17 protein-coding genes and 1 pseudogene are annotated in these 25700 nt (G+C 47.7%); 1 reads left to right on the top strand and 17 read right to left on the bottom strand.

Features of this window, described 5'->3' with window-relative positions:
* Positions 1 to 609 precede the first annotated feature (609 nt).
* From ACX9NY_RS07425 to ACX9NY_RS07445, 5 genes are all read right to left on the bottom strand, one after another.
* Complete coding sequence (locus ACX9NY_RS07425) at positions 610 to 1146, bottom strand: GNAT family N-acetyltransferase (protein WP_339233930.1); 537 nt, start codon at positions 1144 to 1146, stop codon at positions 610 to 612.
* 288 nt (positions 1147 to 1434) lie between these two features.
* Complete coding sequence (locus tag ACX9NY_RS07430; protein ID WP_339233928.1) at positions 1435 to 1893, bottom strand: MarR family winged helix-turn-helix transcriptional regulator; 459 nt, start codon at positions 1891 to 1893, stop codon at positions 1435 to 1437.
* Positions 1894 to 2129: 236 nt separating this feature from the next.
* Positions 2130 to 2861: an NADPH-dependent F420 reductase gene (locus ACX9NY_RS07435; RefSeq protein WP_339233926.1), complete on the bottom strand. Its 732-nt coding sequence runs from the start codon at positions 2859 to 2861 to the stop codon at positions 2130 to 2132.
* Positions 2862 to 2953: 92 nt separating this feature from the next.
* On the bottom strand, positions 2954 to 3694 hold the full coding sequence (gene nfsA / locus ACX9NY_RS07440) for an oxygen-insensitive NADPH nitroreductase (RefSeq protein WP_472477881.1): 741 nt from the start codon (positions 3692 to 3694) through the stop codon (positions 2954 to 2956).
* Between the two features lie 20 nt (positions 3695 to 3714).
* Complete coding sequence (locus ACX9NY_RS07445; protein WP_339233922.1) at positions 3715 to 5052, bottom strand: NtaA/DmoA family FMN-dependent monooxygenase; 1338 nt, start codon at positions 5050 to 5052, stop codon at positions 3715 to 3717.
* Between the two features lie 275 nt (positions 5053 to 5327).
* On the opposite strand from ACX9NY_RS07445, the gene ACX9NY_RS07450 reads away from it, so the two are divergent.
* Complete coding sequence (locus tag ACX9NY_RS07450; RefSeq protein WP_339233920.1) at positions 5328 to 5672, top strand: winged helix-turn-helix transcriptional regulator; 345 nt, start codon at positions 5328 to 5330, stop codon at positions 5670 to 5672.
* A 95-nt stretch (positions 5673 to 5767) separates the two neighbouring features.
* On the opposite strand, the gene ACX9NY_RS07455 is transcribed toward ACX9NY_RS07450, so the two are convergent.
* The 12 genes and pseudogenes from ACX9NY_RS07455 to ACX9NY_RS07510 all read right to left on the bottom strand — a co-directional run bounded on the left by ACX9NY_RS07455 (position 5768) and on the right by ACX9NY_RS07510 (position 25695).
* Positions 5768 to 6484, bottom strand: coding sequence for a class I SAM-dependent methyltransferase (locus ACX9NY_RS07455; RefSeq protein ID WP_472477883.1), 717 nt, complete (start codon positions 6482 to 6484; stop codon positions 5768 to 5770).
* A gap of 199 nt (positions 6485 to 6683) precedes the next feature.
* Entirely contained in the window at positions 6684 to 6995 is a 312-nt protein-coding gene (locus ACX9NY_RS07460) for a hypothetical protein (RefSeq protein WP_339233916.1), read from the bottom strand.
* 71 nt (positions 6996 to 7066) lie between these two features.
* Positions 7067 to 7165, bottom strand: a pseudogene (locus ACX9NY_RS07465) (LysR family transcriptional regulator); the annotation flags it as partial.
* Between the two features lie 20 nt (positions 7166 to 7185).
* Positions 7186 to 9090: a DUF2961 domain-containing protein gene (locus tag ACX9NY_RS07470; RefSeq protein WP_472477885.1), complete on the bottom strand. Its 1905-nt coding sequence runs from the start codon at positions 9088 to 9090 to the stop codon at positions 7186 to 7188.
* A 77-nt stretch (positions 9091 to 9167) separates the two neighbouring features.
* The gene (locus ACX9NY_RS07475) at positions 9168 to 10958 is read right to left on the bottom strand and encodes an L-fucose isomerase (protein ID WP_472477887.1); all 1791 of its coding nucleotides are present in this window, start codon (positions 10956 to 10958) and stop codon (positions 9168 to 9170) included.
* A gap of 25 nt (positions 10959 to 10983) precedes the next feature.
* Positions 10984 to 13701, bottom strand: a complete 2718-nt coding sequence (locus tag ACX9NY_RS07480) for a family 78 glycoside hydrolase catalytic domain (protein WP_472477889.1) — start codon at positions 13699 to 13701, stop codon at positions 10984 to 10986.
* Between the two features lie 21 nt (positions 13702 to 13722).
* A complete protein-coding gene (locus tag ACX9NY_RS07485; RefSeq protein WP_472477891.1) occupies positions 13723 to 16707 on the bottom strand; it encodes a glycoside hydrolase family 2 protein in 2985 nt (994 codons plus the stop codon).
* 45 nt (positions 16708 to 16752) lie between these two features.
* On the bottom strand, positions 16753 to 19803 hold the full coding sequence (locus tag ACX9NY_RS07490; RefSeq protein ID WP_472477893.1) for a family 78 glycoside hydrolase catalytic domain: 3051 nt from the start codon (positions 19801 to 19803) through the stop codon (positions 16753 to 16755).
* A gap of 105 nt (positions 19804 to 19908) precedes the next feature.
* On the bottom strand, positions 19909 to 21654 hold the full coding sequence (locus ACX9NY_RS07495; RefSeq protein ID WP_472477895.1) for an extracellular solute-binding protein: 1746 nt from the start codon (positions 21652 to 21654) through the stop codon (positions 19909 to 19911).
* 78 nt (positions 21655 to 21732) lie between these two features.
* Positions 21733 to 22653 (bottom strand): carbohydrate ABC transporter permease, encoded by a 921-nt coding sequence (locus ACX9NY_RS07500; protein WP_253436444.1) that lies wholly within the window; start codon positions 22651 to 22653, stop codon positions 21733 to 21735.
* A 25-nt stretch (positions 22654 to 22678) separates the two neighbouring features.
* Positions 22679 to 23620 (bottom strand): ABC transporter permease, encoded by a 942-nt coding sequence (locus ACX9NY_RS07505; protein WP_253436441.1) that lies wholly within the window; start codon positions 23618 to 23620, stop codon positions 22679 to 22681.
* Between the two features lie 251 nt (positions 23621 to 23871).
* Entirely contained in the window at positions 23872 to 25695 is a 1824-nt protein-coding gene (locus ACX9NY_RS07510; protein WP_472477898.1) for a cache domain-containing sensor histidine kinase, read from the bottom strand.
* Between the last annotated feature and the right edge of the window lie 5 nt (positions 25696 to 25700).

Raw genomic sequence — 25700 nt, forward strand, 5'->3', positions numbered from 1 at the left:
CGAAAAAACCTTGTTGTAAATGGTGTTTTACTGATTTCAATGTAGCATCTTTTTTGTTTATTGTACACATGTGGAGGACAAAAATTAAAGAAATACGCAAATATACATAGTGATTATTCCCCCTTCACCGGAAGTAATCGCTATTAAATTTTTGTTTATATCTTTTAATTAATCGATTTTCCCCAATGCAAACGGGTCCTTAAGTGCCAACGCAATGAGATGACTTCGAAGGGAAGCGCTTGCCGAAGTTAGGCTCTCCTGACCACATAGATATTCACCTAATCGGAAAAAGGAATATATTCTTGTCCATTTCGGTAATCGGTAGAAGTTCTTGTCTTTGATTCGGGGCAAGAACTTCTACCGATAACATAAAAAAGCCGCTAAAATAGCGACTTCAATTCAATGGGATCATGTTCTTGTCCCTCGACACTTGTTTCGTTGATTTATTTCCTTTTAGTCATTGAATGATCCTGCTCGATAGTTAAAATAAAAAGCAGCCAATCACATTGATCAGCTGCTTTTTTCATATTATTGAGCTAACGTTTCCCGTCTTACTATACTCTATAACGTAAAGTTATATGGAGGCAGTACTACTCATATTCTAAAGAACTAACTGTATGGATTAAGAATCGCGAGTATCTGATGATCCTCCCATTTTCCATTAATATGAACATTCTGTCGAGCAATACCTTCTTTTTGAAAACCAACCTTCTCAAGCACTCGAATTGAGGCGATATTATGCGTCATTGCCCCTGCTTCAATTCTATGTAATTTTAATTTATTGAAGCCATAGTCAACGACTAACCGAACAGCCTCAGTTGTGTAGCCTCTACCGTTACTTTTTTGATCTAAGTCGTATCCGATGTATGCACTTTGAAGTGGGCCCCGCATCACGTGGAAAAGGCTTACCGTCCCCACTAACATATTATCGGTGTTTGTGAAGATTCCAAAATTATATGCTTGGTCATTTTTTCTAGCTTCGACCTGCTTTTGAATATACTTAAGCTGTCCTTCTATCGTATAGAAATCGTCGGTGCGTATCGGTGCGTAGATTTCAAAAAAATCACGGTTTTCTTTCTGCAACTGGAGTAGTCCAGCAGCATCATCGACGGAAATATCCCTAATATGTATGTTGACGCTTCTCAAAGTAAGCACTCCTCTTATAAATATTTGTGTAAATGATAGCATAGGTACTATTCAAATTCAAAAATATAATCCCGTTAAATTTAAAACTAACCTGCCCATTAAACTGAGAATTTTAAGAGTTTTAGAATCCAAGACATCAAGCAAATTAAGGGATTTAAATATGCTCTTGTCCATTCCGGTAATCGGTACAGATAAAATAAAAAAGCCGCTAAATTAGCGACTTAAGTGGAAACATGTTCTCGTCTCGCGACATTCGGTCAGTGCTGCCGAGTATCTTCGCTCAGTTGATTACATTTCAGCAAAACTGCAACCGATCCCCGGTCGTATTATATTCCTCTCCATTTGGTGCATTAGCTTTCTTAAGATCAGACGTTCTTCCTCAGAAATGGAGTGAAGCAATTTTGCTTGTTGCTCCCTCCATTTTTTATTGACTGGTTGCTCTAATTCTTTCCCTTTTTCGGTCAGATAAATACGCATGACTCGCGCATCTTGTACATCCCGTTTGCGATATATAAATCCATTATGCTCCAGTGATTTAACCATATTTGTTACTGTTGGAGGCTCACATTTTAAGTGTTCACATAGCTGCATCTGTGTTACGCCGTCACCTGTCCACAGACGATAGAGCAAATTATCCTGCCCTACATAAAGATTAAGTTCCCGCAGTGATTCACTATAATTACGACGCATTTGGGAGGAAATCCGATCTAAAGACTGTCGAATGTCACAGTCTACTGCATCTGTCATATATGATCCCTCCCTTTAAACTGATTAATATTAAGCAAACTAAATGTATCACGACGTTATTTTAGGAGTCAATTCACTTTCAAGTCAAACACCCAGGTGCTAAGGACATCATTTCTAGCAAATATCTCTCTGGGAACCGTACTGCATGTGACCCAAAATTTCAAAAAAACGACAGATAGACATTATTGCGTGTCCTCATCTGCCGCTTCTTCTATATTAGTATCCGAGTTATTGATTTAGGAATTATACATTTCTCTATTTAGGTTGACGATTTCTTTATGCGAATATCCACCAGAAGCCGCGATCAGCTTCTCCATAACTTTGTCCCGCAGAAATGGGGCTTGTTCTTTTTTGGCCTTTTGAAGTGCTTCACTTAATTCCTCTTGGGTTAGTTCTGTGCAATATGCTGGTGTTCCTGGCTGCTGTCTCCATGAATCATTTAAACTCCCGCTATCCACTGTATCGAAACCTAATTCACTGACTATGCTCATAATTGTTTGCTTTTGCTGAAGATCATCACCGGCAATAGCTGCCGCAATGCGATGACTGCTTCCTTCCGGTGTACCCTCATGTTCTAAAGTATAGGCTAACAAATTATTAAAAGCTTTGATAATTGATCTGCCTAATTGTTTTGTAACCCAGACACTTTCAACCATCCCATTCTCGATGTCATCAATTTTCACTCCCATTTGAGGATAGTAATTGGAAGTGTCGACTACAATAACTTCATCCGCCGCTTTTTCAACTACACTACGAATATTAGGCAGCGCATGAAGAGGAATTGATATAATGAGAACATCAATATTGGAAATGACATCCTCTACCTTTACAGGTATTGCGTTAATAGGTTTCCCTTTCAACCGTTCTATATCACGAGCATCTGCAATTTTCACATCGTGATTATTATTTACCAACTTTTTCGAAATAGATAATGCAATGGGTCCTGCTCCGATTATTCCAAATCTCATTTTTTTGCTCCCCTTTTTGATATTCCATTTTGTGAGTCATGTTACCTCATAGCATAGTTCTTCATTTTAATTGTTTGATAAGGTGTGCCGTGTTACTTTTTAGCAAATCCTTGTTTGTTCAAATAGTCCATCATTTGAGGTAGGATACTTCTTTGTAGATGATCCTGAATGTGGTCACTCCATCCTGTTACTTTTTTGACTGTGAAAGGAGCTCTTACCGGACGATTCTCATAGTATTTCAACATGGTTTCGTCATAGCTAGCCATTATATCTTGATCGAGTGCCTGATACTGATTTTCAAGTAAAACCATAGATTGAGGCAGACGAGGTTTCAGTTCAGGTTTATCTCCCGTGGGACTGCCTATGCATAATCCCACCAAGGGAATCACATAGTTCGGTAAGCCCAACAAGTCTGATAATTCCTCAATATTAGCTCTGACCGCACCAATAAAAACACCGCCTAGTCCCATGGATTCAGCCGCAGTTAATGCATTTTGTGCGTCGAGCCCGGCATCGAATGAACCAATCAAGAGGAATTCAATATATTCGATATCTACATCCGGAGCAATTTGATGGTTTCGGTTAAAATCCGCACAAAAAATCCAAAACTCTGCCGCCTCTTCAATATAAGGTTGATCAACACAAAGTTTTCTCACCTTTTTTCGTAGAACCGGATCAGTGATACGAACAATGGACACGGCCTGCAAAAGACTGAACGATGAAGTTTGATTGGCGGCCTTAAAGATCGCATCGACTTGTTCCTCTGCTAAGGGTTGCGATGTGTACGTACGATACGATGTGTGATTATGAAGCAACTCAAGTGTGTGATTCATGTAATCTCTCCTTTATTTGTTTATTTCAATACCCGCATCCCATATTCGTATGGAACGCCCATGTTCTCTCGAAGGGTTTTTCCTTCGTATTCAGTGTGAAACAAACCACGTTTCTGTAAGATAGGCACAACCAGCTCTACAAAATCCGCAACGCCATCAAAAGCTATATCGGGGACGACCGAAAAGCCGTCACAAGCTTCAGCCAAAAACCATTCTTCTAAAAAATCAGCAACTTGTGTGGGTGTTCCTGCAACGACAGGATGATAATTAATGACCCCATGGGCAAGAACATCGCGAATGGATAGCCCTTGCTGCAGTAATTGCAAAGCTTTTGGTGATCTTGGGTCCATTGGATGAGCATATGCATGTTTCAACAAGTCAGGAGGTACTGGTTTATCAATATCTATCGAGTTTACCGACAAGGCTAAACCGATCATAGAACCGAGATAACTTACCCGACTAGGAATCTCCTGAGGATTAAAGCTCATAAGCTGTTTTCGACGGTTCAAGGCTTCTTCTTCGGTAGATGCCAGCGAAAACATAAAACCAGCAAACATCTTGATATCATCAGGTTCTCGCCCAAAATGAACGGCACTTTGCCGAATCGCTTGTCTTTGTTCACGAGCAGATTCGATATCATAGGGATTCGCGTACACGCCCGAGGCATATCTCCCAGCTAATTCTAATCCCTCACCTCCTCCTCCCGCTTGGAAGATAACAGGTTGGCCTTGTGCAGAAGGGGGAATTGGCAAAGGACCACGAGATGCATAATATTGACCTTGAAGGTTTATTGGCTTGATTTTGTCCATATCAGCGAATTGCCCTCCCTCTACATCAAGTGTCCAAGCATCGGACTCCCAACTCCCCCACAAAGCCTGAACAATTTGTATACTTTCATGTGCTTTGTCATACCGCTCTTTACGGTTGGCAACTTTGGCACCAAAATTTGCAGCAGCTGAGGGGTCGGATGTTGTAACCGCATTCCACCCTACACGTCCTTGACTAATTACATCCAGTGCTTTGAACTGACGCGCAATGTTGTATGGATAGTTGAATGTCGTAGAGAGTGTAGCAACAAGTCCAATGTGTTTCGTTTCTCGGGCTACGGCCATTAGAGCCAACGTTGGATCCATTGGGAACGCAGGCGTCTGAGGGCCTAAGTTCACAGTTAATGAAGGAGTGTCGGCAATAAAAATCATTTGAAACTTCCCTTTTTCGGCTATCTTCGCCCGTTCTACATAACTATCTATATTTGTATAAGCTGCTGGGTCAGTGCCAGGCACTCTCCAAGCGCTGAATTCACCGCCGTATCCCGAAACCATCTGTAGAGCCAATTGCATCTTCTTATTTTGTTGCATATAATTCTTCTCCTTCATTCATTCCATATAAGCAAGTAGTGGATTTACAATACACAATTAATTTAATAGTCTAGCTTGCTAACGATGACATTGAAAAATATAATAATTACTTAGCATGCTAAATATATAACTAAAAAATAATATTATGTTATAAAACAAAATTAAATTGTCTTGGTTGTTGACCCAATCTTAAGTGTGTTCGTTTGTTTTGCAAAGAGGGCAATATAAATGAACATAGTACATCTTTCTGTACCTATAGAATAGGAGTGATATCAATGCGGGTTTGTAATGAAGGATTTGAGCAAGAGTTCATCGATGGAAATAGTGATATGTACGCGATAGCCTTTACGCAAAATGTTCTTTCCGGACGATGGAAGTATTTTATATTATGGTATCTAAAAGATGAAACACGTCGCTATTCGGACATCAAAAAATTCCTTGGGGATCTTTCTCAAGGCTCACTTACCAAGCAACTTAAGGAATTAGAGAATGATGGCGTTATTCAACGTGATATTTATCCGGAAGTTCCTCCACGAGTCGAGTACTCGTTGACAGAAAAGGGAATGAAGTTACTTCCAATTCTTGAAAAGATGGAGGACTTCGGTAAAGAATTCGGTTGAAATTTAGCAACTTGATCCGGTTGCCTTGAAATATACGATTGGGAATGTCTGACACCATAGCTAAAGGCTAAAGATTTTAATTTCTGTGCATGACTCTATTTTACACAATGAAAAATAAAGGATCGATTTTTAGAATTTGCGTGTTCAAATTCCCAATCGCCATATGTTTCAATTTCCGAAAACCCTGTTTGTTTCAGCGACTCATCCAATTCTCCTTGATTTCGAAATCTGATCTGCATTTTTTCATGAACTAGGACTTCGTCTGTTTTTGTATTTTTCACAGTTTCATAAAAAGTATAGATATCTCCCTCAAACCCTTCATATTCTGTATAGATTTCGAGAGGGTCTCCACTTCGCATATCTTTAGCCAAGTCAGGAGTCTTGTCCTTCTCCCACTCTTCCCACACTTTTGCCAAAGGGTTTCTAATATCAAAAATAAAGTGACCGCCAACGTTTAGGGATCGAAATACGTCTGAGATTACTTTCTTCCAACTATCATCTGTAAGAAATACCTGTGCAACATTGGCAGTCATAATAACCGCGTCATTGGTATTGATTTGTAAATTTGAGCTATCTCCTACAATCCAATTCACTTTGTCTGCATTATCTTTAATTCTCGCTACTTCAATTGCTTCTTCATGGGGATCAATAGCTGTAATTTTATAACCGTACTGAACAAGATGAGTCGTCCATCTTCCTGTTCCGCAGCCTAAGTCAACGATAGACTCTACTTTTAATATATTTGGTAAGGCAAGGAAAAACTCGTCGTCTTTTCCCCAATGGTTAATCTGGTCATATACAAATGGAATCATAGATGTTGTTCCCACTTTCTGTAGCATTTTTACTAGTTCATCAGATAAGAAATGATTTAGTCAATTAGAGTCAAAGAAATTGTTAATTGATCTATGAATTACCTCTCACTTCGTACGGATTTATGATTAAATGCGTCCACAAATAAAAAGCGCCCCGAGCAATCGCCCGGGACACTTTTATTTATAAGTTTATTTCCAATTATTTTGAAGACCACAGTTCCATACGCTGAGCATATTTCTCGTTAATGATATCTTCCACTTTCTCATCGCCAGCCTTCTTCATATCCTCCAGCATCTTGTCAAATACAGTGTTGGCTTCAGCTTCACTTGGAGCAATAATGGCTCTCGTAATACTCTGATCCATATATCCTTCACCTTCTGGGGCGGTCAGTGCTTGAGGTGTTAGCCCATCCGGATTCAGGTTATCATACTGCGCTGTATCCCGAACGGAATCGCCAAGACTCTTAATGGCCAGTTCATCCACTTCACTACGATGGAATGTGACTGCCATAACATACGGCTGTCCATTCGGCTCCAGACCATTTTTGATAAACCATAACCATTTACGAACGCAGCTTTTTTTCTAATAGGTTCGTCAAGCATATAAGGGATATGCGTAGTTCCCTCAAATAATGTCTGTTTGAACTCTTGATTAGGAACTGAGTGAAAGAGTCGAACGCCCAGCACATCTTTCCGTTCTTCTAGATCATCGTATATACCCAATAACGGAATTCGTTCCATGCTCTGGCCTCGCCGTCCTGAATGAATTCGATTCGAATATGCAGCTCCTTTTTTCCTCTGGTATAGGATTCAGGGATTACAAACTCATCATCCAACCATCGTTTATAGGGATTTCGGTCCGCCGTGTACCACGTTCTTTCTGTTACTTTCACCCCATCTACATGAACGAAGGCCCGTTGTCTGCCTGTGATCTGATCACACCGCCGCCGCATTCTTACGCCTCTGTTGTCCTCCCTGATACGGATTGTGAATTCACTATAACCATCTGTCTCATGACCTCTATCACGAATTATGATATCGTCTTGATCCCCTTCATAAGCTGAATCCAGAGTATAGTAACCGCGGCTGCCTTCTGTTTTGTAATCATGGTTCCTCTCCGATAAGGGATCGCCAATATCCATTTCGTCCGTCAGAACCATTCCCGGTTCGTCCACACCATAGTAGAACAGAATGCCTGAATGTTCGAGATACTGATTGTTATACTCGCCTGCTTCGATACCAAATACGAGCTCCGTCTGAAAGGGATACCAGTCACCGCTGCACATTCTGACCATGGACCATGGGTTGTCAGGGATTCCGTCATAGGCGCTGGATGGATTACATTCAGGCGGCGTGGGAAATCCCCAACCATAACATACCCAGCTCTCGGAACCGTCGCTTTCAACTTGTGGTGTCGCATTGCCGTCAATGTGGATACGGACATCGCCTTCACAGCTGATAGTACCTGGTTTACGGGTAAAGCCTGTTACGTGTCCAGCCACCATATGTCCTTTTCCCTTGATTTGACCGATGATGCTGTCAGACCCTTCTGTTGCCAAACGTTCATAATATTTCGATGTGCGAAAATAACCGGTTCGACCCTTCTCATAAACCGCGTTTCGCTCTGCTGTAAATTCAATGTGTAATTCGGATAACAAGGCGTCACGGTTTCCTTTGTTCACCAGTTCAATTACCGCATGCTCCCAGTACGGCATGGAGAAATAGTTATAGAATAATCCGTCCCTTCTTCTTCCATGCGACAGTACACCGACAGGATTGAATCCAAGCTCGTTGCCAAAGAATACACCTATGGGGCACCAAATATCCGGTTGTTCATGTTTATCCCAGCTTGCTTTGATCCAGAGGTGTTGCAGGTCTTCGGATGCAAAGGAGTGGGGATCGAACGCAGCGCTTATCGAGGCGATACTGCCTTGACCCACCTCTTCCAGAATGGTTCGTTTCTCTCCTGCTTTAACGGCCAGCATTTCGTAATATCGGGATTTGCATATCACGGCTGTTTTGGGATCTTCACCAACCCGAGACCACATTTCGATCAGCGGGGCATAGTTTTCTTTTCCGGTGAACGTAGATATTTGATCAGAGTCATCATAGGAATGATAAACGACATGGCCCCAACCGCCATCCCCTTTGGCTGCTCCTTTTAGTTGAATATCCGAAGTAATCCTGCATGATTTCTTGAAAGGCATAGGCACATAACTTCGAACGACGCGTATCGGTCCACGCCCATTGTCCTCGGGTCCAATATAAACGTCTGCCAGTGGAGTTACGAAAGGAAATTTACTCCCGAATTCGGAGGCCTTAATTACAAATTGGGGCGTATCTTCGCCATCAAAATAAAAAGAAAAGGTCGGTTCCGGACTCTCGGGATAACGGTGTTGGACAAAATTATAGATGCATCCTGGACCGCAATAATCAAAAATCACCCATTCCTCCTTGTCCTTATAAAGCCACCAATCCCAGTCCGCATTGCGTCCTTGCTTGTCGATGCTTCCTTCATAGTGAACCTGCACGCGGTCTTTTAGTACAGGAAGCAAGTCGAACCTCTCCATATTGCCAATCCCTTTAGGCTGTAAATGGGTCGTCATATGTCTGCAACCTCCGAGTCATTAGATGAATACCTTCCAAAGTCACTAATTATTTCCAATCCTGTCATCCTCTCTGCTCAGCCATACAACGGGCCATATGCAGCACAAGCACGATAGTCTGCACCCTCATGATCTTTTGTGCCAAATGCTGTCCAGGCGCTGGGCCGGAAAATGCGCTTTACTTCAACATTGTGCATGTTAACCGGAATGCGCAGTATGCTCGCAAGTGTAATCAAGTCGGCTCCGATATGGCCATAGCTTACAGCACAATGGTTCGAACCCCAGGCTTCCATCACGCTGTAGACGTCATCAAATATCGGATCACCTGCTACCCGATTCGGGACAAACCATGTTGTTGGCCACGTTGGTGTCGTTCGCAGATCCAGTCGTTGATGCACTTCCTCTGGCAACTCCAACGTATACCCTTCCGCAAGCTGAAGCACCGGCCCCAGCCCTGCTATGAGGTTAATGCGTACCATGGTGACGGGCATCCCCCCACGCGTTGTATAATCGGTAGAATAGCCTCCGCCTGCAAATTGGTCCATATAGGTTGGTCGCCAGCTAACCGCATTGAGGCAGGCATGAACATCCTGCTCATCAATCTCCCAGTGAGGCTTCATCGCAGGCTGATCGTCGCGAAGCTGCTCCCCCGTTCCATCAAGCGCCGCCGGTCCCGAATTGATCAAATGTATGAACCCTGCCGCAGCCAAGCCATCCGGTTGCCAGTCTGTCACGCGTTTCACAGCTTCCGGACTCCAGAATGCACGAACATCGGCAAAAATCTGGGCAGTATGCGACAAATAGTGATTGAACAACATGGTGATGGCGTTCAGATTGTCGTTTTCGGTGGCGACCATATAGGGTTCGCGAATGCCATTCCAGTCGAATGAACTGCATAGAATCGCTTCAAGCACATCTGCACTGGGAAGGTGATCGGTCCATTCACGCTGTCCCTGGAACCCGGAAGCAATGGCGTTATAACCATACGCCTCCTCTTCGTATCCCATTTCGGCCAGTTTGGGATTGCCAATCATCAGATCACGCACAATCAACGTCATGCGAATAGAAGTTTTCCAGTTCTCCTTTTTGCTCTCTGGATCAATTTGAACCGACTCCGGATTGGGATCAGGCCCTTCCTTGCAATGAAGATCGGCCCAAGCCATAGCTGAGTGGAATTCCTGCTCGTCATAGATTTGCTTCTCCAGCCTGCGCGTAACCTCAGTCATGTCCACATAGGCATTGCGCATACCCAGATAACGCTGGTAGAAATCTTCGTCTACAATACAACCTGCGATGCCCATGGAGACGGAGCCGATCGACAGATAGGATTTTCCTCGCAGCAGTGCAGCAGCCAGACCCGCACGAGTGAACCGGACCAGTTGATCCCGAACATCCTCTGGCAGTTTGCGTTCCTCCAGATCCTGAATATGTCTGCCGTAGATTTTGAAAATGGGCAGGCCTTTCTGATTATGCGCCGCATGCAGCGCAGCCAGGTAGACCGCACCGGGGCGTTCAGTGCCATTGAATCCCCAGACGGCGTGCGGCAGGGTTGGGTCCGTTTCCATCGTTTCAAGTGGATAACACCAACCGTTTGCAACTGTGACCAAGACCCCGACGCCTTCCTTCCTGAACTGTTCAGCACAACGGGCTGCTTCGCTCATTCCGGAGATGCATGTATCAAAGATGACAACCTGCACTGTTGAGCCGTCCGGGTTTCGGAGAACGGAGGTAATCGCAGCAGCAGCTTCGTGCGCCAGTTCCATCGTGCTTTCAGCCAGCGTAGCCTTTACAAGCTTGCGGCGATCCACGATTGGGCGAATGCCGATCTTTGGAAATCCGCTCTCATAACGATGCTTCATATCCGTCATCTGTATTTCCCCTTTGCTTCATATTTTATCGGATCGTATCGATAGGGACGGAGAAGATGTGTTGTCCCGGGTTCAATGTGTGAGAACGGCGTAGATTGGCGGCGTTTACCATATCAGGAGGCACGACAAATGTGGCTGTAGTTCCTTCAGGGATCGTCACCTCCATGTGCAGACCTGCCTCGTCTTTTTTCCATGCTACCGCAATGGTTCCATGTGCCGTCCTGAGCGAAGCACTCACCCTTTCCAACTTGGAGGGAATCATCGGCTCAATCCATATTTTTTCGTAACCGGGTGAGTCGGGCCTAATACCAGCCAGCCGCGTGTAAAAAGAAACGCTGATGCCCCCGAACATGGCGTGGTCATGGGAATGCATGCCACCTTTCTCGCTCCATTGCTCCCAGAGCGTCGTTGCTCCGCGCTCAATCTGGTATCCGAACCCGGGATATTCCTTTTTGCTCAGAAGCTCATAGGCAACATCGATGTATCCGTAGTCCGCCAGCACGTCAATCAGATATCTGGTGCCATAGATACCGGTATGAAGATGACCGTCGTGTTCCCCAATAGCTTCCACAAGCCGTTTTGCGGCTGAGGCCCGCTCTTTGACCGGCACCATGCCAAAAGCGAGCGGCAGAAGCTGAGCGGTCTGGGAACCGCTGCTGTAAACGCCGTTCCCCACGTCCCATTTTCGATGAAAGGCCTGGTTGATATCCCGAGCCAGCGTCGAATAATGTTCATGATCTGCGCTCAAGCCCAGGATCAACGCCGTTTCGGCAACAATGGACGTGATTTTGTAGTAAATACTTGTATTCACCAGTTCGACTTCGTGAAAGTAATTTTCCCAACCATCATCATTGGGAGGACACCAGTCCCCAAAGCCCTCCTTCACCTGATGGTCTGGCCATAAGTGATGCAGATGGTCAATATATGCTTTCATGGACGGATAACGCTGGCGTAAAATATCCAGATCGTTATAATGCTGATAGAGACGCCAAGGAAGAAACACTTTGTCCCCGCTCCAGTCCGGGTTGGTCATGCTTTCTTCAATATCTCCGAGCCATTTGCGATAATAATTCTGCATATTGAAATGGTGCATGCCGGCTTCCTCAACAACAGCAGAATCCATGAGACAAGGCGTACGTTCATCTCGCTGACAGCAGTCCGTGGGTATGCTGACCAGATTGTTGAGGTATGACCAGCGAATATTACTGTAGAGCTGATTGAGCCCTTCATCTGAACATTCAAAGCTGCCTGCCGGCTCTACGTCTGCATGAATGGGAATGGCCTGAATGGAGAGATGATCTGTTTCACCGCTGACTTCCACATAACGGAAGCCGTGATACGTGAAGCGAGGTTCATAACGTTCTTTCGCCTCTCCACGGAGAATGTATGTGTCGGTTGCTTTGGCATTTCGATTCGTCCAGGGATCAATGTTGCCTTGTTCATCGACTAGCTCGCTGTATCTCAACTGCACTTGACTGCCTTCCGCTCCTGTTACCTGAATGCGAACCCACCCTGCCATGTTCTGACCAAAATCGTATACGCCCACGCCCGGACGTGGCCTGAATACAGCGATGGGCTCGATCGGGTTGTGAGGTACAACAGGAGGTTGGATGTTCGCTTCAAGCTTGCCGACAGGTGGTTCGGCAGTTACAGCCCTCGACCAATTTCCGTTTTCAAGAAATCCCGGTTGATCCCAACCGATGTACTCCTGTCGTGCATCATAGGACTCTCCGTCATAGATATCATTCGAAAGTATCGGGCTTGACGCGAATGACCAGGATTCATCCGTTATGATGGTACGCTTGCTGCCATCCTCAAACTGGAGGTCCAATTGCAGGATAAAGGTTTTATCCTGATTCCATTTCCATCCCCACCGTGAATAATTGAAATGGTAACCATTCCCGAGCCACACGCCGAGTACGTTATCTTTGTCTTGAAGCAGATGGGTCACGTCATAGGTGTCATAGAGCATTCTGCGGGAATACGGCGAATTGGCTGGAGCCAGAACTCGGTTGTCCGCCGGGTTCCCGTTGATGCAGAGCTCATACCAACCTACCGAATAGATGCGCAATCTGGCTTCAACTGCGGACGATGGCAATTCAAATGTTTTGCGAAACAGAGGGCTGTCAACTGGAATGGGTGCCTCACAGATCGACAGCATATTTTCCTCAAGCACAAGCCCATTCCCCGAAGGGCTAATCGTATCTGTGGTAAAATGAGTCGTCTTCGGATCATAAAAGCGGTTGGAGTACAGCACGCGGCCATCACTCCCGCTGAGCTTTAGATCACGGAAGGTTGCCTTTTGCCCGTCAGTCGTCCGGAATGCAATCGTTCCTTCATAAGCTGCTGCCATGCAGCGATGCGTGTAAAGTTCATCGATGGATACTTGCCATTGCCCGGCTTCCGTACTTATCTTGAGTGATAAACGTTGAGGAAGTTTGTGCAGTGCAGGTAAAACCATCTTCCCCAGAACCTGGCGTACGTTTTCTTCAACGCGGTATATGCACACGTGCGTCTGCTGTGCATCTTCTTCAGGCTCAAGCAGTTCAATACCACAGTGATTGCCTTCGTCACGATAACCGAACAGAAATGCTGCACCGCCTTCTTCCACGCTGAGAATGACTTCCGCCTGATATGAAATCCAGTCATGAGGCTGGACTACCGGGCGTGTAATCCACTGGGCACACCATTCGTCAGATACTGATTTCTCCTTTGTTTCCGCCATGTTCTTCATGGATGTCATGTTGTCGCTCCTTCCTGTCAGTCAGCACGATTTACTTGTGATGGGCACGCCACTTCGGGATATCTCAAACGCATTCCAGGCACTTACCGTAATGCCGTCCAGCATCACGTCAGGCCCGATTTCAAACGGGATGCGTCTCTCTTCTCCCGCAAGCAGTCCAAAATCATTGTCATCCAGATAACAACTCCACTCGTCTGGAAAATGGTGAATCATCACTCGAATCGCAGGCACGTTTCCCATGTTTCGAATGACAATAAAGCCGTTCTGGTCTTGGGTCTCGACAGACCATTCAAGCGCAGTGCGCGGAAGTTCACGCAGCGGTGCATCGGAGAGTTCGGCGTACAATGCAAATGCCTGCTTGGCCTCATCGTCAGGATATTCGTTTGCTTGATGGCGGTGCTCCCTCTCAAAAGTGATCAGCTCTGGAGTCTTCGGCTGGGCATTGAACCAATACCACTGATCGGACACAAGATCTCCATTGCTTTCATGAAGCGTGACGACAATCAAGAACGGCCGAATTGCTGATTCTTCCGGCAACGTGACTTCCAGTTGATCGATGCAGCTCGCCAGCCCGGTCTTCACGGTTAGCGCCGGATAATTCCACTTCCTCACCTCGCTTAATTGACTGTCGTACATCGAGACTTGGATAGCTGCATTGATAAGGGCGTTACGCGAATCGTTCACGACGTGCAGTGCTGCGCGGAATATTTCATCTGGCTGCCACGCATCCAGTTTGGTGCAGGTGATGAAGGCATTTTGCGGACGTGAGACCTGTTTGGCACGATAATAGGAAAGCTTGGCTGTTCCGTAATAATCGATCACCGCCCACGAATGTCCGGGAAAACAATCCGTGAATTTGTAGTACCAGAAGCCGCTCTTATCTCTTCCTGTTCCCGCCCTCTGTACATCAGCGGTCAGTCGAATCGCATCACCTTGAGCAGTCTGAGAATACGTGATGTAGTCCTGCCAGTTGCGGATCGGTCCGTACGCCGCGTAGCGCATGACTTTAATGATGTCCTTCAGACCGAACTGGTGAAAATGCGCTTTCCAACCCCTGCTATCTTCCGTTGGAGGAAATGACGCCAACGCTTCTTCCGGCATATAGCGCAGACAGCTTGAAACATTGGTCTGACTTGGAATGCCGAATTCGCCGTAAAACACCGATGGCATCGCTAACGTTGCCTCATCCAGGGATTCACCCCCGTGATATACGTTCCAGTTATGCACACTTCCGCCCCATGGATCGGTTCGATGGAACGGACGGGATGGATCGTATCCACGGCATCTTTTTCCGACCAAAAATAATCCTTCATCTGCACCGCCATGATTGCCGTTCTCATTGCCTCCCCCCCACATGATCAAGGAAGGGTGGTTTCTGAGCCGTTTTACTGAAATTGTGGTCTGGCGGTCAATAACGCCAAGGTCCGTCAGTGGTGAATCGGGAGGACCCCAGCAGAGCGGGAATTCCTGATAGACCATAATGCCTTTTTCATCACACAGATTATAAAATTCGTCACTTTCCACCAAGCCGCCGCCCCATGCCCGGAGCATCTGCACATTTCCCCTGCGGGCGAGCTCCAGCAGTCGTTCATACTGCCCATTCTGCTGGTCAAGCATGGCATCAGGCCAACACCAGTTCGCGCCTTTGATGAACATGGGCTCGCCATTGATGACAAACTGCCAGCGATATTCCGTTTCCGGTGCTGCATCGTTCAGAGGACGCATTTCAATCGTACGGATGCCAAAAGACGTGTGAGCTTCGCCAACGTTAATGGGTCCAGAATTAGATCCAGATAACACAAGCTCATAGAGAGGCTGTTCCCCGTAACCCGTCGGCCACCAAACCTCGGGATCAGTCAGTCTGATTACGGTACTGAATTTGCTGCGGCCATATGGCACTTCAATGGAATACGTAAAATGGGTATCCCTTTGGCAAAGTGTCTGCTTATCAGGGTCAAATGAATCCACACTCGTTTTCGATTTCTTCGATCGGATACAGCCTTTGATGGATAATTCCACTTGCTCAACGAGATTACTCTCAGCCGTAAACTCCAAGTGAAGCACAGCTTCATCCGAGGTGTGGGACAGGGTTACAACATACGGATCAAGCAAAGCGATGTCCGGTTCGGCCACCACCCGTACATCCTTCCAGATGCCGAGTGAAATCAGGTGTCCATAATGCCAGCCAAAGCCCGGACTGGGCTTCATCAGGCCGTTCCAACTTTGAGGTGCAGGGTCCAGTCGAACAACAACCACATTGGATTTATCATGTCGAACCAAGTCTGTAATATCATGAATTGGGCCGCCAAACATGCCCTGATGATGTCCCAGTGATGCGCCATTAAAAAATACGGTGCCCGAGTAGTCGATCCCGTCGAATTGTAAGGAGAGTCGGCCTCCCACCCATTCTTCAGACAGTTCAAATGACGTAGCAAACCACCATTCCTTGCATTCCACGCGTGTCCTGCGGAACCAGACGGGGGTCTCTTCAGGCATACCGTGATTCTCCAGTTCATCGATCGTGTTGGTATTCCAGTGTGGATCATCGAGCAGTTCCTGATCAACCAGGGCTTTCTGCACCGTTGTGGGCACGCTAACTTCCAGCCAATCGCACCGATCGTGATCCGGTTCGTACCAGCGTTCCCGCATGCCTTCACTTGCCTGGGCTTTTCGTCCAAACCAGCCTGTCGCAGGCGCCGGATCTCCATGATCAGCTGCCTCGCCTCCCTTCATACGCCAGATTCCGGACAAAAGTAAAGTTTCTTTGAAGGCAGAATTGCGAGCGTTGTGGTGATTGGTATATGTGAAATCAGCTGATGGCTCTGCATCGGCATGGCGGGGTGCTATTGAAATGTGCACTTTGTCTGTCGTACAGCGGATTGGAATGTGGCTGTCCTTCTCCACCCATGCATCCCCATGCAGCGAGGAACGGACGTAGGCCTCGTCCTGAACTTCGTCCAGAAAGCGTTTACCTTCATCTGAACGGTAATATGAGATGTGTGTCATCGTGCTAACTCTCCATTCTTGATCAGTTTCGCTTTACATGTGCACTCATAATGTCCTGTGTACCAGTATTGGTCGGTATCCTTCAGGTGCTTCCATCACAATTGCAATTTCTTTCGGAGCACATACCTCCAAATGAAACGTGGACTCGCTACCTTCCTCTTCCCGAATCTCCCATTTCACGTCGATCCTTCCGTTGCCAGGCAGAGGTACAGCTCCTTTTGCCCATTGCAGATTGCAAGGCTGGGGGGCAACCTTAACTTGTGTCCAACCGTCTGCAATCGGGCGAACCCCGAGCACGGATGTTCCCAAAAAGTAACCTGGTGCTGCCGACCAGGCGTGGCAATGACTGCGTGTCAGGTATTTCGGATGGGGCCGATTCTCGGCAAATCCCGGATACATCTCCCAGCAAGTGGTCGCCTCATGTTTCACCATTTCCCCAAACTTCTCTCTCATGTCCCGGAGCATTAGATCCGTCTTGCCGTGCATCACCAGCGCTTCATAATAGAAAAACGTCATGAACGGACTGCCTATGGCTACAAAATCTTCAGGTGGCGATGTTAAATATGCGTTGAGCTTCTCCTTTCGCTCATCAACTGCAATGCCGGTAACCAGCGCCATGACCTGCGTCTGCATACTATAGGTGCTGGAAAGAGAGCCATCGGCATGAATGCAGTCCATATAAGCCTGCCGCTCCTCACTCCATAGATGATTGTTTATGGCGCGGGTTACTCTTTCCGATGCGGAACAGTAGTAAGGGCTGTCTTCTGCGCAACCTGCCAATTTGGCCAGTTGGGCCGCATCTGCCAACGTGCGCGCAAATATCGCATTTTGATGGGTGACCGTTCCGTCGTTCGGCTGCTCCAATGGTGCCCAGTCCAACAGATTCCAGGCTTCAATGAACAATAGTCCTCTGGCATCGATATGTGAGATATAGTGATCAAGCGTGAACTTTACCTTTGGCCAGATTTTCGCTGCAAAGTCCCTGCTTCCTGTATGTCGGACATATTCAAGGCAAGCGGTGCCCCAGAAAAACGTCCAGTTTGGAATCACGCTGCTCCAGCCGCTAGGTACCTGATTCACATATAGCGGCGATTGCCGGCTTGATCCCGGAACAAGCTGCAGACCATGTTGTACGATATCTGTTGCACCGAATACATAGTAGTTCACGAGCGCTTCATTACGGCTGTCGCCAACCCAAAATACCTGTTCATACGTGGGACAATCCACAAATGTATCTTCCATGCACAGTAGGGTAGTATGCTTGCTGATCTCCCAAATGTCATTCAGGATCGCGTCCGAACTATGGAATCGGCCGATCTCTGTCACCGGATAGTTGCTTTGTACAAGGCTAATGCCGAACAGCCGTACTGGTCTCGTATTTCTGTGTATGGTAAGCATGAGATAACGAAGTCCGCGCCGAATCGGCGATTCGTAGCGTTGTCTGCCTTCGCGGCATACGTAGCGAAGCGTATTATCTACACCAAAGGTATCCTGTCGCCAGTCGCCGTCCATATACTCGAAGCCATACGCGTCGATGACGGTGCCTTCCCCCGCATCGACCTCGAATCGCAGATAGCCCGACCATTCGCGGCCAAAGTCCAGAATCAGCTCCGTGCTCCTTCCGCCAGAGCTTGTCGGCACGATTGCCGGCTGCCGATTGGCGACGCATACCTGCTGCAAGTCCGCAGGAACGGGACGCGCCTGCTCCTGCATCTTCCAGATGCTGGACACAAAGATTGAAGCTTCCGAGCTAAGCCTCTCGGGAAATGGCTTCATCCAGCTGCGGAATGGAGCAAGTTCAGGGATGGAAGCCAAGCTGCGGCATCGCAGATATACCTCGGCATCCGGAAATGCCTTCTCGTCCAAAGGCCTACCGCCTCCAAAGCCCTGATATGCACGGATGGGATCATGATCCGGCTGGTGGTCGATATGCACGAGGGTGGCAAACGGACCAATCAGGACAAACGGTGTGTTGCCTATTGGCGCATCATCGAATGGCGATACAACCGTAAACGGAACATCGCAGTCGATTCCAAAGTGCAGTCCTCCGCCATGATCCTGCCCTGCCAGCTCGATTAGCAGCAGATTCTCTCCCTGCCGCAACCTAACTCGCTGAAGCCTGCGCGGCCGTTCTCCCTCCATATCTGATGCAGGGTAATATGAGCCGTTAAGCGTGATGCCGCGCAGAGCATGGAACGCGCTGAAAAATCCGACAACTGCTTCGGCTTCGCCACTTGCCCGAATGACCGCTGCGACATAACCGGCAAAGGATACCGGATTGGCGTGCATCCGACTTGTCGGCTCCATCGCTTCGCGTACATCGAGCACATGCGTCCAGGACACAAGAGATGCTTCTTTCAATGATTCCACTCGGACAGGCCATACTTCTTGCTCCGTCAGTTCCGGAATATCACTTGCGACCAAGCATTCCCATGGCGCATCGCCAGGCGTGCCAAGGATGCGGGCAGGAGTCCAGATTCCTTGCTCTTCGAGCGGCAAGGTGTCAACTTCTTGCCAACGATCATTCCAGCAGCGCGCATCCATCTGTTCGGCAAAGCCAAGCTGACAGGACATGCGTGCCGCCCTTCGTTCATATCCATCATGCAGAGCGGTCTGCCAGGATGCATCCGTACCCACGATGAATTCTTTTCTCAGGTAACTCCCATCAGCCTCATAGCGAACTGACTCCAGTTGAGCGAGAAGTCCGCCCCTTCCCGGCAGATACGCAAACGTAGCTACCCCATAGCTGATAACAAGTACAGCCAGCGTATTACGACCGGAATGCAGCAGATGGCCCACTTCATGCACGTGATAGTTAAGTTCAAAAGGCCAAGAGCGATTGGGTCCTCTTCCGCACAGCACTCCGTTGACATATAACACATATCGGGCATCTGCTGTGATGGTTACCTCGGCGCTTCCATGGTCCCCATGATGCCATTCGAATTCCCGGCGAAAACAACGCCATTCGTTGCGCGGCCAGTCCTCGCCTTCTCCCCAGATCCATGAGGCATGCCACGTGAATGCTTCCGTCTGAACAGCACTCTCTTTCCGTTCCGTCGGCAGATCCCTCCCGCCAGTCGATAAAATGTGCTCCACGGCTGTATCAACTCCCGTTTGACTGAATGTTTTAAAAGAAAAGGAGCTAAAACTTCACAGCTTTAGCTCCTCTTCGTGACGCTTGTCGTTACGAGCGAAGTCGTATTACAGCCCGTGAGCTTGACGAAGCCGCTGCACTTCGGCGTTATACCAGGCGGTAAACTCATCTGCTCCTGCTTTTTTGAATGCCGCAAGTGCAGCCTGTTTATTTGCTTCGAATGCCTGTTCATCCTTGGAAAGAATCACTTTGGCCGCTTCGCGCGCTGCCAGTTCTTTAAGTTCTGCTTCCTGTTTCTTCAATTTGTCGTCCAAGGTTACGCCTGGAACGGTGTTCCGCTGTACGATCTCCTCGTCCGTCATGCCGTCCATCCAGGTGGTGAACGTATTTAGTTTGCCTTGATCGATCCAATTTTTGAATACTTCTCCCGAGTAAGAAGCGCCATAGTGTTCTGCAAAATCTTTCTCAAGCGGGGTGGCCGCTTTGGACAGCGCCTCCTCCGAGGTAAAGAGGTCGACTGGCATCTTGTCATCGGGATTGACCATGTCGCCGCCCAGACCGATGATGTTGCGATCCAGTGAAAGTCCAGTTGCTTCGTATGGAGCTCCGCCTGCTGCTTTCAATGCGAGTGTTTCGTCCGTAAGTGTCGGTTTGCCGTCTACCATCTTCCAGTGCTTGCCTTCTACGCCGTTATACATGGTGCGTGCACCTTCATAGGAGTATATATAATCGAGGAATTCCATCGCTTTTTCAGGATGTTTGGATGTTTTGGATATGCTGTAGGCTTTATCCTGCCATCCGAGCGGATTGACTGCACCCGTCCAGGCCAGTTTGCCGGCAGGTACAACGAGATAACCTTTGCCATCCTTGGCATGCTGTGCATTGAAATCTCCCATCGCCCAGGTGGCGGGGCCAACAACGATCTGTCCTGCAGTTGCCTTAGCCATGTAGTCATTGTTCTTCATCGTCAGGGAATCCGGATCGAGCAATCCTCTGCGTTGAGCCTTGTTATAAAAGTTAAGTGCAGTCCAGAAGTTGGAGGATTCGTCGGTCAAGTTGCTGATGAAATCGCTACCGCCAACTTTGGCTGCAGTCAGGTCGCTTGTCGTGCCTACATTCTCGGTAAAGATAATTGGCGGAATCGTATAAGGCCATAATCCCCAATCTTGCCACATGGACACGCCGTACACTTTTTTGCCGTCTTCGGTCTGCGGGTGCTTTTCCACAATTTTTCCTACAACGTCCAGCAAGTCATCCATTGTGGCCATTTCCGGGGTGCCGATCTCCTTATACCAGTCCCAACGAATCGTCGGGCCTATGGTAATTGGCGCAATGGAAGTGCCCGGTTTGGATTGCACTTGGGGAGGCAGGAAATACAGGTTTCCGGTGCCGTTGCTCCAGTTCTTTTTGCTGTATTCGACCACAGTACCGATGTTCGCCGTAATGTCTTTGCCGGATGTAGCGAGCAGATCGTCGAGCGGAACGATTAGATCCCCTTCAATTAACTGTTTTTGATATTTGTTCACGTCTGTACGTACCAGGTCGGGCAGATCGCCGCCAGCAAGCAATACATTGAATTTGTTTTCGTCTGCTTCAACGTATTCAATTTTGACACCGATCTTCTCGGCAATAGCCTTGGCCACTTCGTTGTTCTGCTGCGTATTCCACTTGGAGCCGGTTTCCATGATGAGCACTCGCAGCGTCACGAGGTCTTTGTCCGAGCCGGTATCTGACGAACCGGTTTCCCCCGTGCTGGTCTGGCCTCCCGAGCCGCTGCCCGTACAAGCTGCCAGCAGCAAGGACGTCATCATGAGCAGTGCAATTACTTGGCGGAACGACTTTTTAGTTCTCATGTCATAACCCTCCTGTTTCTTCTTCTATAATTATCGGCGATTGCCGGATAATCCGGTGTGATTGCACCATATACAACCTTAACCCTTGACGGCTCCCATCATGATGCCTTTGACAAAATACCGCTGCAGCATCGGATACACCAGGACAATCGGCAGCGTGACAAGCATCGTAATGGTCATGCGAATGGACTGTGGTGTGAGCGTCCGGACAACATCGCCGCGGGTCAACTCATCTGTCGTCATGTTGGACAGGTTACTGGACTGGTTCAGGAAGTTGTAGAGTACCAGTTGCAACGTTTGCAGCTTCGGATTTTCCACCAGGAAAAAGTTGTCGAACCAGGTATTCCACTGACCTACGGCGGAGAATACGGCAATGGTGGCGATAATCGGCATCGACAGCGGGAAAATAATGCTGCGATAGATCCGGAAGTACCCGGCCCCATCGATCTTGGCCGATTCCTCCAGGGATGCGGGTAGCTGTTCGATGAACGTTTTGATCAAAATGATGTTAAAGCCCGACATCGCGCTTGGAATGATGTACAGCAGGAAATTATTCTGCAATCCATACGTTTTCATCGTCAGATACCATGGGATAAAGCCTGCATTGAAGTACATGGTGATCAGTACAAAACGGTAAATGATTTTGCGGAACGGCATCTCTTCTTTGGTAATGAGATAGGCAAAGAAGGAACAGCTGAACACCGTAATCAACGTTCCGAGCACGGTCCGGGAGACACTGACAATGGCTGCGTCCATGATACCCGGCAATTTCACCGTCGCTTGGTAAGCTTCAAGGGAGAAGCCGGCTGGCCAGAAATATACCCCTTTCTGAACCTCGATGGGATCGCTGATCGAATAGATGAAGATATAATAGAACGGATAGATGGTGATGATGACAAGCAAGGACAGCACGATGTAATTAAAAAGGGTGAACGTAAGGTCTTTCCAATCGGTATGGCGGACGGGACGAAGCGTCTGTCCTGCGGGTTGTGTGCGCATGTTTGTTTTGCTCCTTTCCCTGGGGTCAGACGATGCCTTGACCGCGAACTTTCTTGGATAGAATGTTGACGCTGAAGAGCAGCAGAACGCTAATTACCGTTTTGAAAATGCCCACAGCCGTCGAGTACGAGTAGTCACCTGTCACCAATCCGAGCCGGTACACGTAGAGGTCAAGCACTTCGATCCGGTCTGCAATCATGACGTTGCTGAATACGAGATATTGCTCAAACCCTGCGGACAGCAGGTTGCTGACAGAGAGCAGCAAAAGCACAATGAAGGTCGGCATGATGCTCGGTAGCGTAATGTGCCAGATCGTACGCATGCGCCCGGCGCCATCCACCTTGGCTGCATCATACTGTTCGCTGTCGATGCCAACGATGGCAGCTAGATAGATGATGGCGCTCCATCCTGCGGACTTCCACAGCAACAGCAAGGTTTGCACCGTCCATACCCGGTCATAGTTACCAAGAATATCCACGGGTGGACTGCCGATCCCCGTTTTCATCATGATGGAATTGACGGCTCCCTCCGTACTGAACATGCTGAATGCGAGGGAAAATACGATGATCCAGCTAATATAATTCGGTAGTGTAGAGACGGTCTGCACCAGCCTTTTGAACCAGCCGGAGCGGACTTCCGAGATCAGTATGGCAAGCAGCATCGGTACGGGAGCGGTTGCAATGGACAACAAGCTTAGTGCCAGCGTGTTCGCCAGCACGGGTCCCATCCGTGGATCATCCAGCATGTTGCGGAAATTTTCCAGCCCCAGAAAAGGGGTTTGTTGAAGTGGGATGCCTGGTTTGTAATCAAAGAATGCGTAGATCCATCCGAATAAAGGTACGTAGCTGAAGGCCAGCGTAAACAGTACAAATGGTGTAGCCAGAAGCAGGAGGTGTATGCCGTCCTTGCGATTCAGCTTGCCGGTCCTTTGGGTTACGGCTCTGTTCAGGGTCTTGGTACGTTGCATATGAATTTCTCCTTTGTACGTGTGCTTTCGTATTGGCTTATTCATATGATAACGCTTTCTTGATGGCCCTTGAATGAAAGATCCCCTGATTTGCTTGAAAAAAACAAAGCTGCCTTCCGAGCCGACTTGAACAATTTTGAGACTCCGCTTGAACGAATAAGCAGTGCTCCAATATGCAAAAAACGCCCTCATGTGCTGCCTTTCGGCGAAGCTCACGAGAGCATGGATCATTCGAAGCCGCAGCTCCTCTTCTATAATCGATGTACAGGCAAGGTAACGATGGCCTCTGCGCCCTGATCGGCCGGAACGAAATGAATGCCGAAGTCCGGTCCATAATACAAACGAATCCGTTTATTGACGTTATTCAGTCCGATTCCGCTCCCCCCAACAGTGGATTTGGGCGATTCTCCCTTAGCCAGCTTTTCGTTTAACTTTAAGATGCTCTCTGCATCCATTCCGACGCCGGAATCGGTGACCCTCAGCATCAGACGTTCCTGGTTGACTGAGGCCGTAATTCCAATCTGAATGGCAAAATCTTCACTCTGTCTGCCGGAAGCAATGGAATTTTCCAGCAGCGGTTGCAGGATAAAACGTGGCACCTGACAATCCATCCACTCTTCATCCACGTCCATTGTAAATGTAATATTATTGTTGAATCGCATATTAATGATCTTCAGATAATTGTCCAGATACGACAGTTCGTCCCGCAGAGAACACATGGAGTCTTTGCTGGAGAATACGGGGCGCAATATATTGCCCAGTGCTACAATCGTATTTACGATGTTGTCCGCCTTCACAATGACAGCCATCCAGCGGATCATGTTCAAGGTGTTATACAGAAAATGCGGATTAATCTGATACTGCAATGCCTCCAGTTCCAGCTCCCTCTTTTTCTCCTGAATCTCATTGTTTTTGTCCACCAGTTCTACCATGCTGAGCGACATCTCATTAAAGCGGCGAATGACCGTGCCCAGCTCATTATTCGGAACGTGATCGACGGTAACCCCGAGTTCACCGCGGCTCATGTCTTTCATTTTGCTAGACAATTGGTTGAGGGGTTTAATGATTTTGCGAAGCCAGAAATAGGAGGCTATGAATATCGCAAGCACACTAATCGTGAACACGAGTACAAGCATTCGTTGAACGCCCAGAATCTGGTCTGCGTATTGACTGAGCGGAATTTCCTTCAGCAGGTACCACCCGCCGTCATGGAGTTTGTAATATACAACCTGCATGCTGCGTCCGGCTTTTTCGTCATCCAGGCTTCCGTAGGCCCCGTCCGTCAATTCCGCTCCCGGTGTGAAGTGGCTCTGCGTCCCTACCCGATCCGCCTCACTGGCCGAAATGATTGTTCCGTCAGCGCTGGCGATATACATATCGCCTTCTTCACTATTGAGCGCCGTAGCGTAGATGGATGATAGATACCGTTCATCGATATTAAAAATCAGGGTGGCGCTTGTGGTTGGATCATAGATGGCACGCGTGCCACGCATCAGGCTGATCAGGTAACCATCGTCCTCTCCGGTCAGATACGGATTGTAGAATGATTTTTTGATCCCGGAATGCATAACCAGATGAGGATACTGTTCGAGCGTTTGACGGAAGGGCTCGGAAGTAAAGAAACTCTGCTGCCATGCGTCCCGATCGTAAACGAGCGTCCGCTTCTGACTGCCTCCTACTGCCCCGAGATTGTCCGCCGTAATATAAATCGAGTCAATATAGTTGTAGTTGTCGATGAAATCGGCAATGACCCGCTGCACGTCGTTTTTCGATTCGAGAAATTCCTCTTCCGTTTTCTCTGAAATTTTGTACAAAAACTGCTGAATGTGATCATCCCGCAGAAAAAGCATGGATAGGCGATCGATCTCTTTCACCAGGCCGCCTATGTTATGGTCAAGCTGTTGGAATTGCTGGTAGAGCAACCGTTCGTTCTGGATTTTGATCATGTTCTGCATAAAGGAATAAATAAAATAAGAAGCCCCCGCCAGTACGGCGAGGCTGATGACCATAATATACAGAATAAGCTGTGTTCGGAGCTGTCTGGAGACAAACAGGGATTTGACGGATGTTCTCATTCATG

The organism is Paenibacillus sp. CB74 (genome assembly GCF_055687625.1).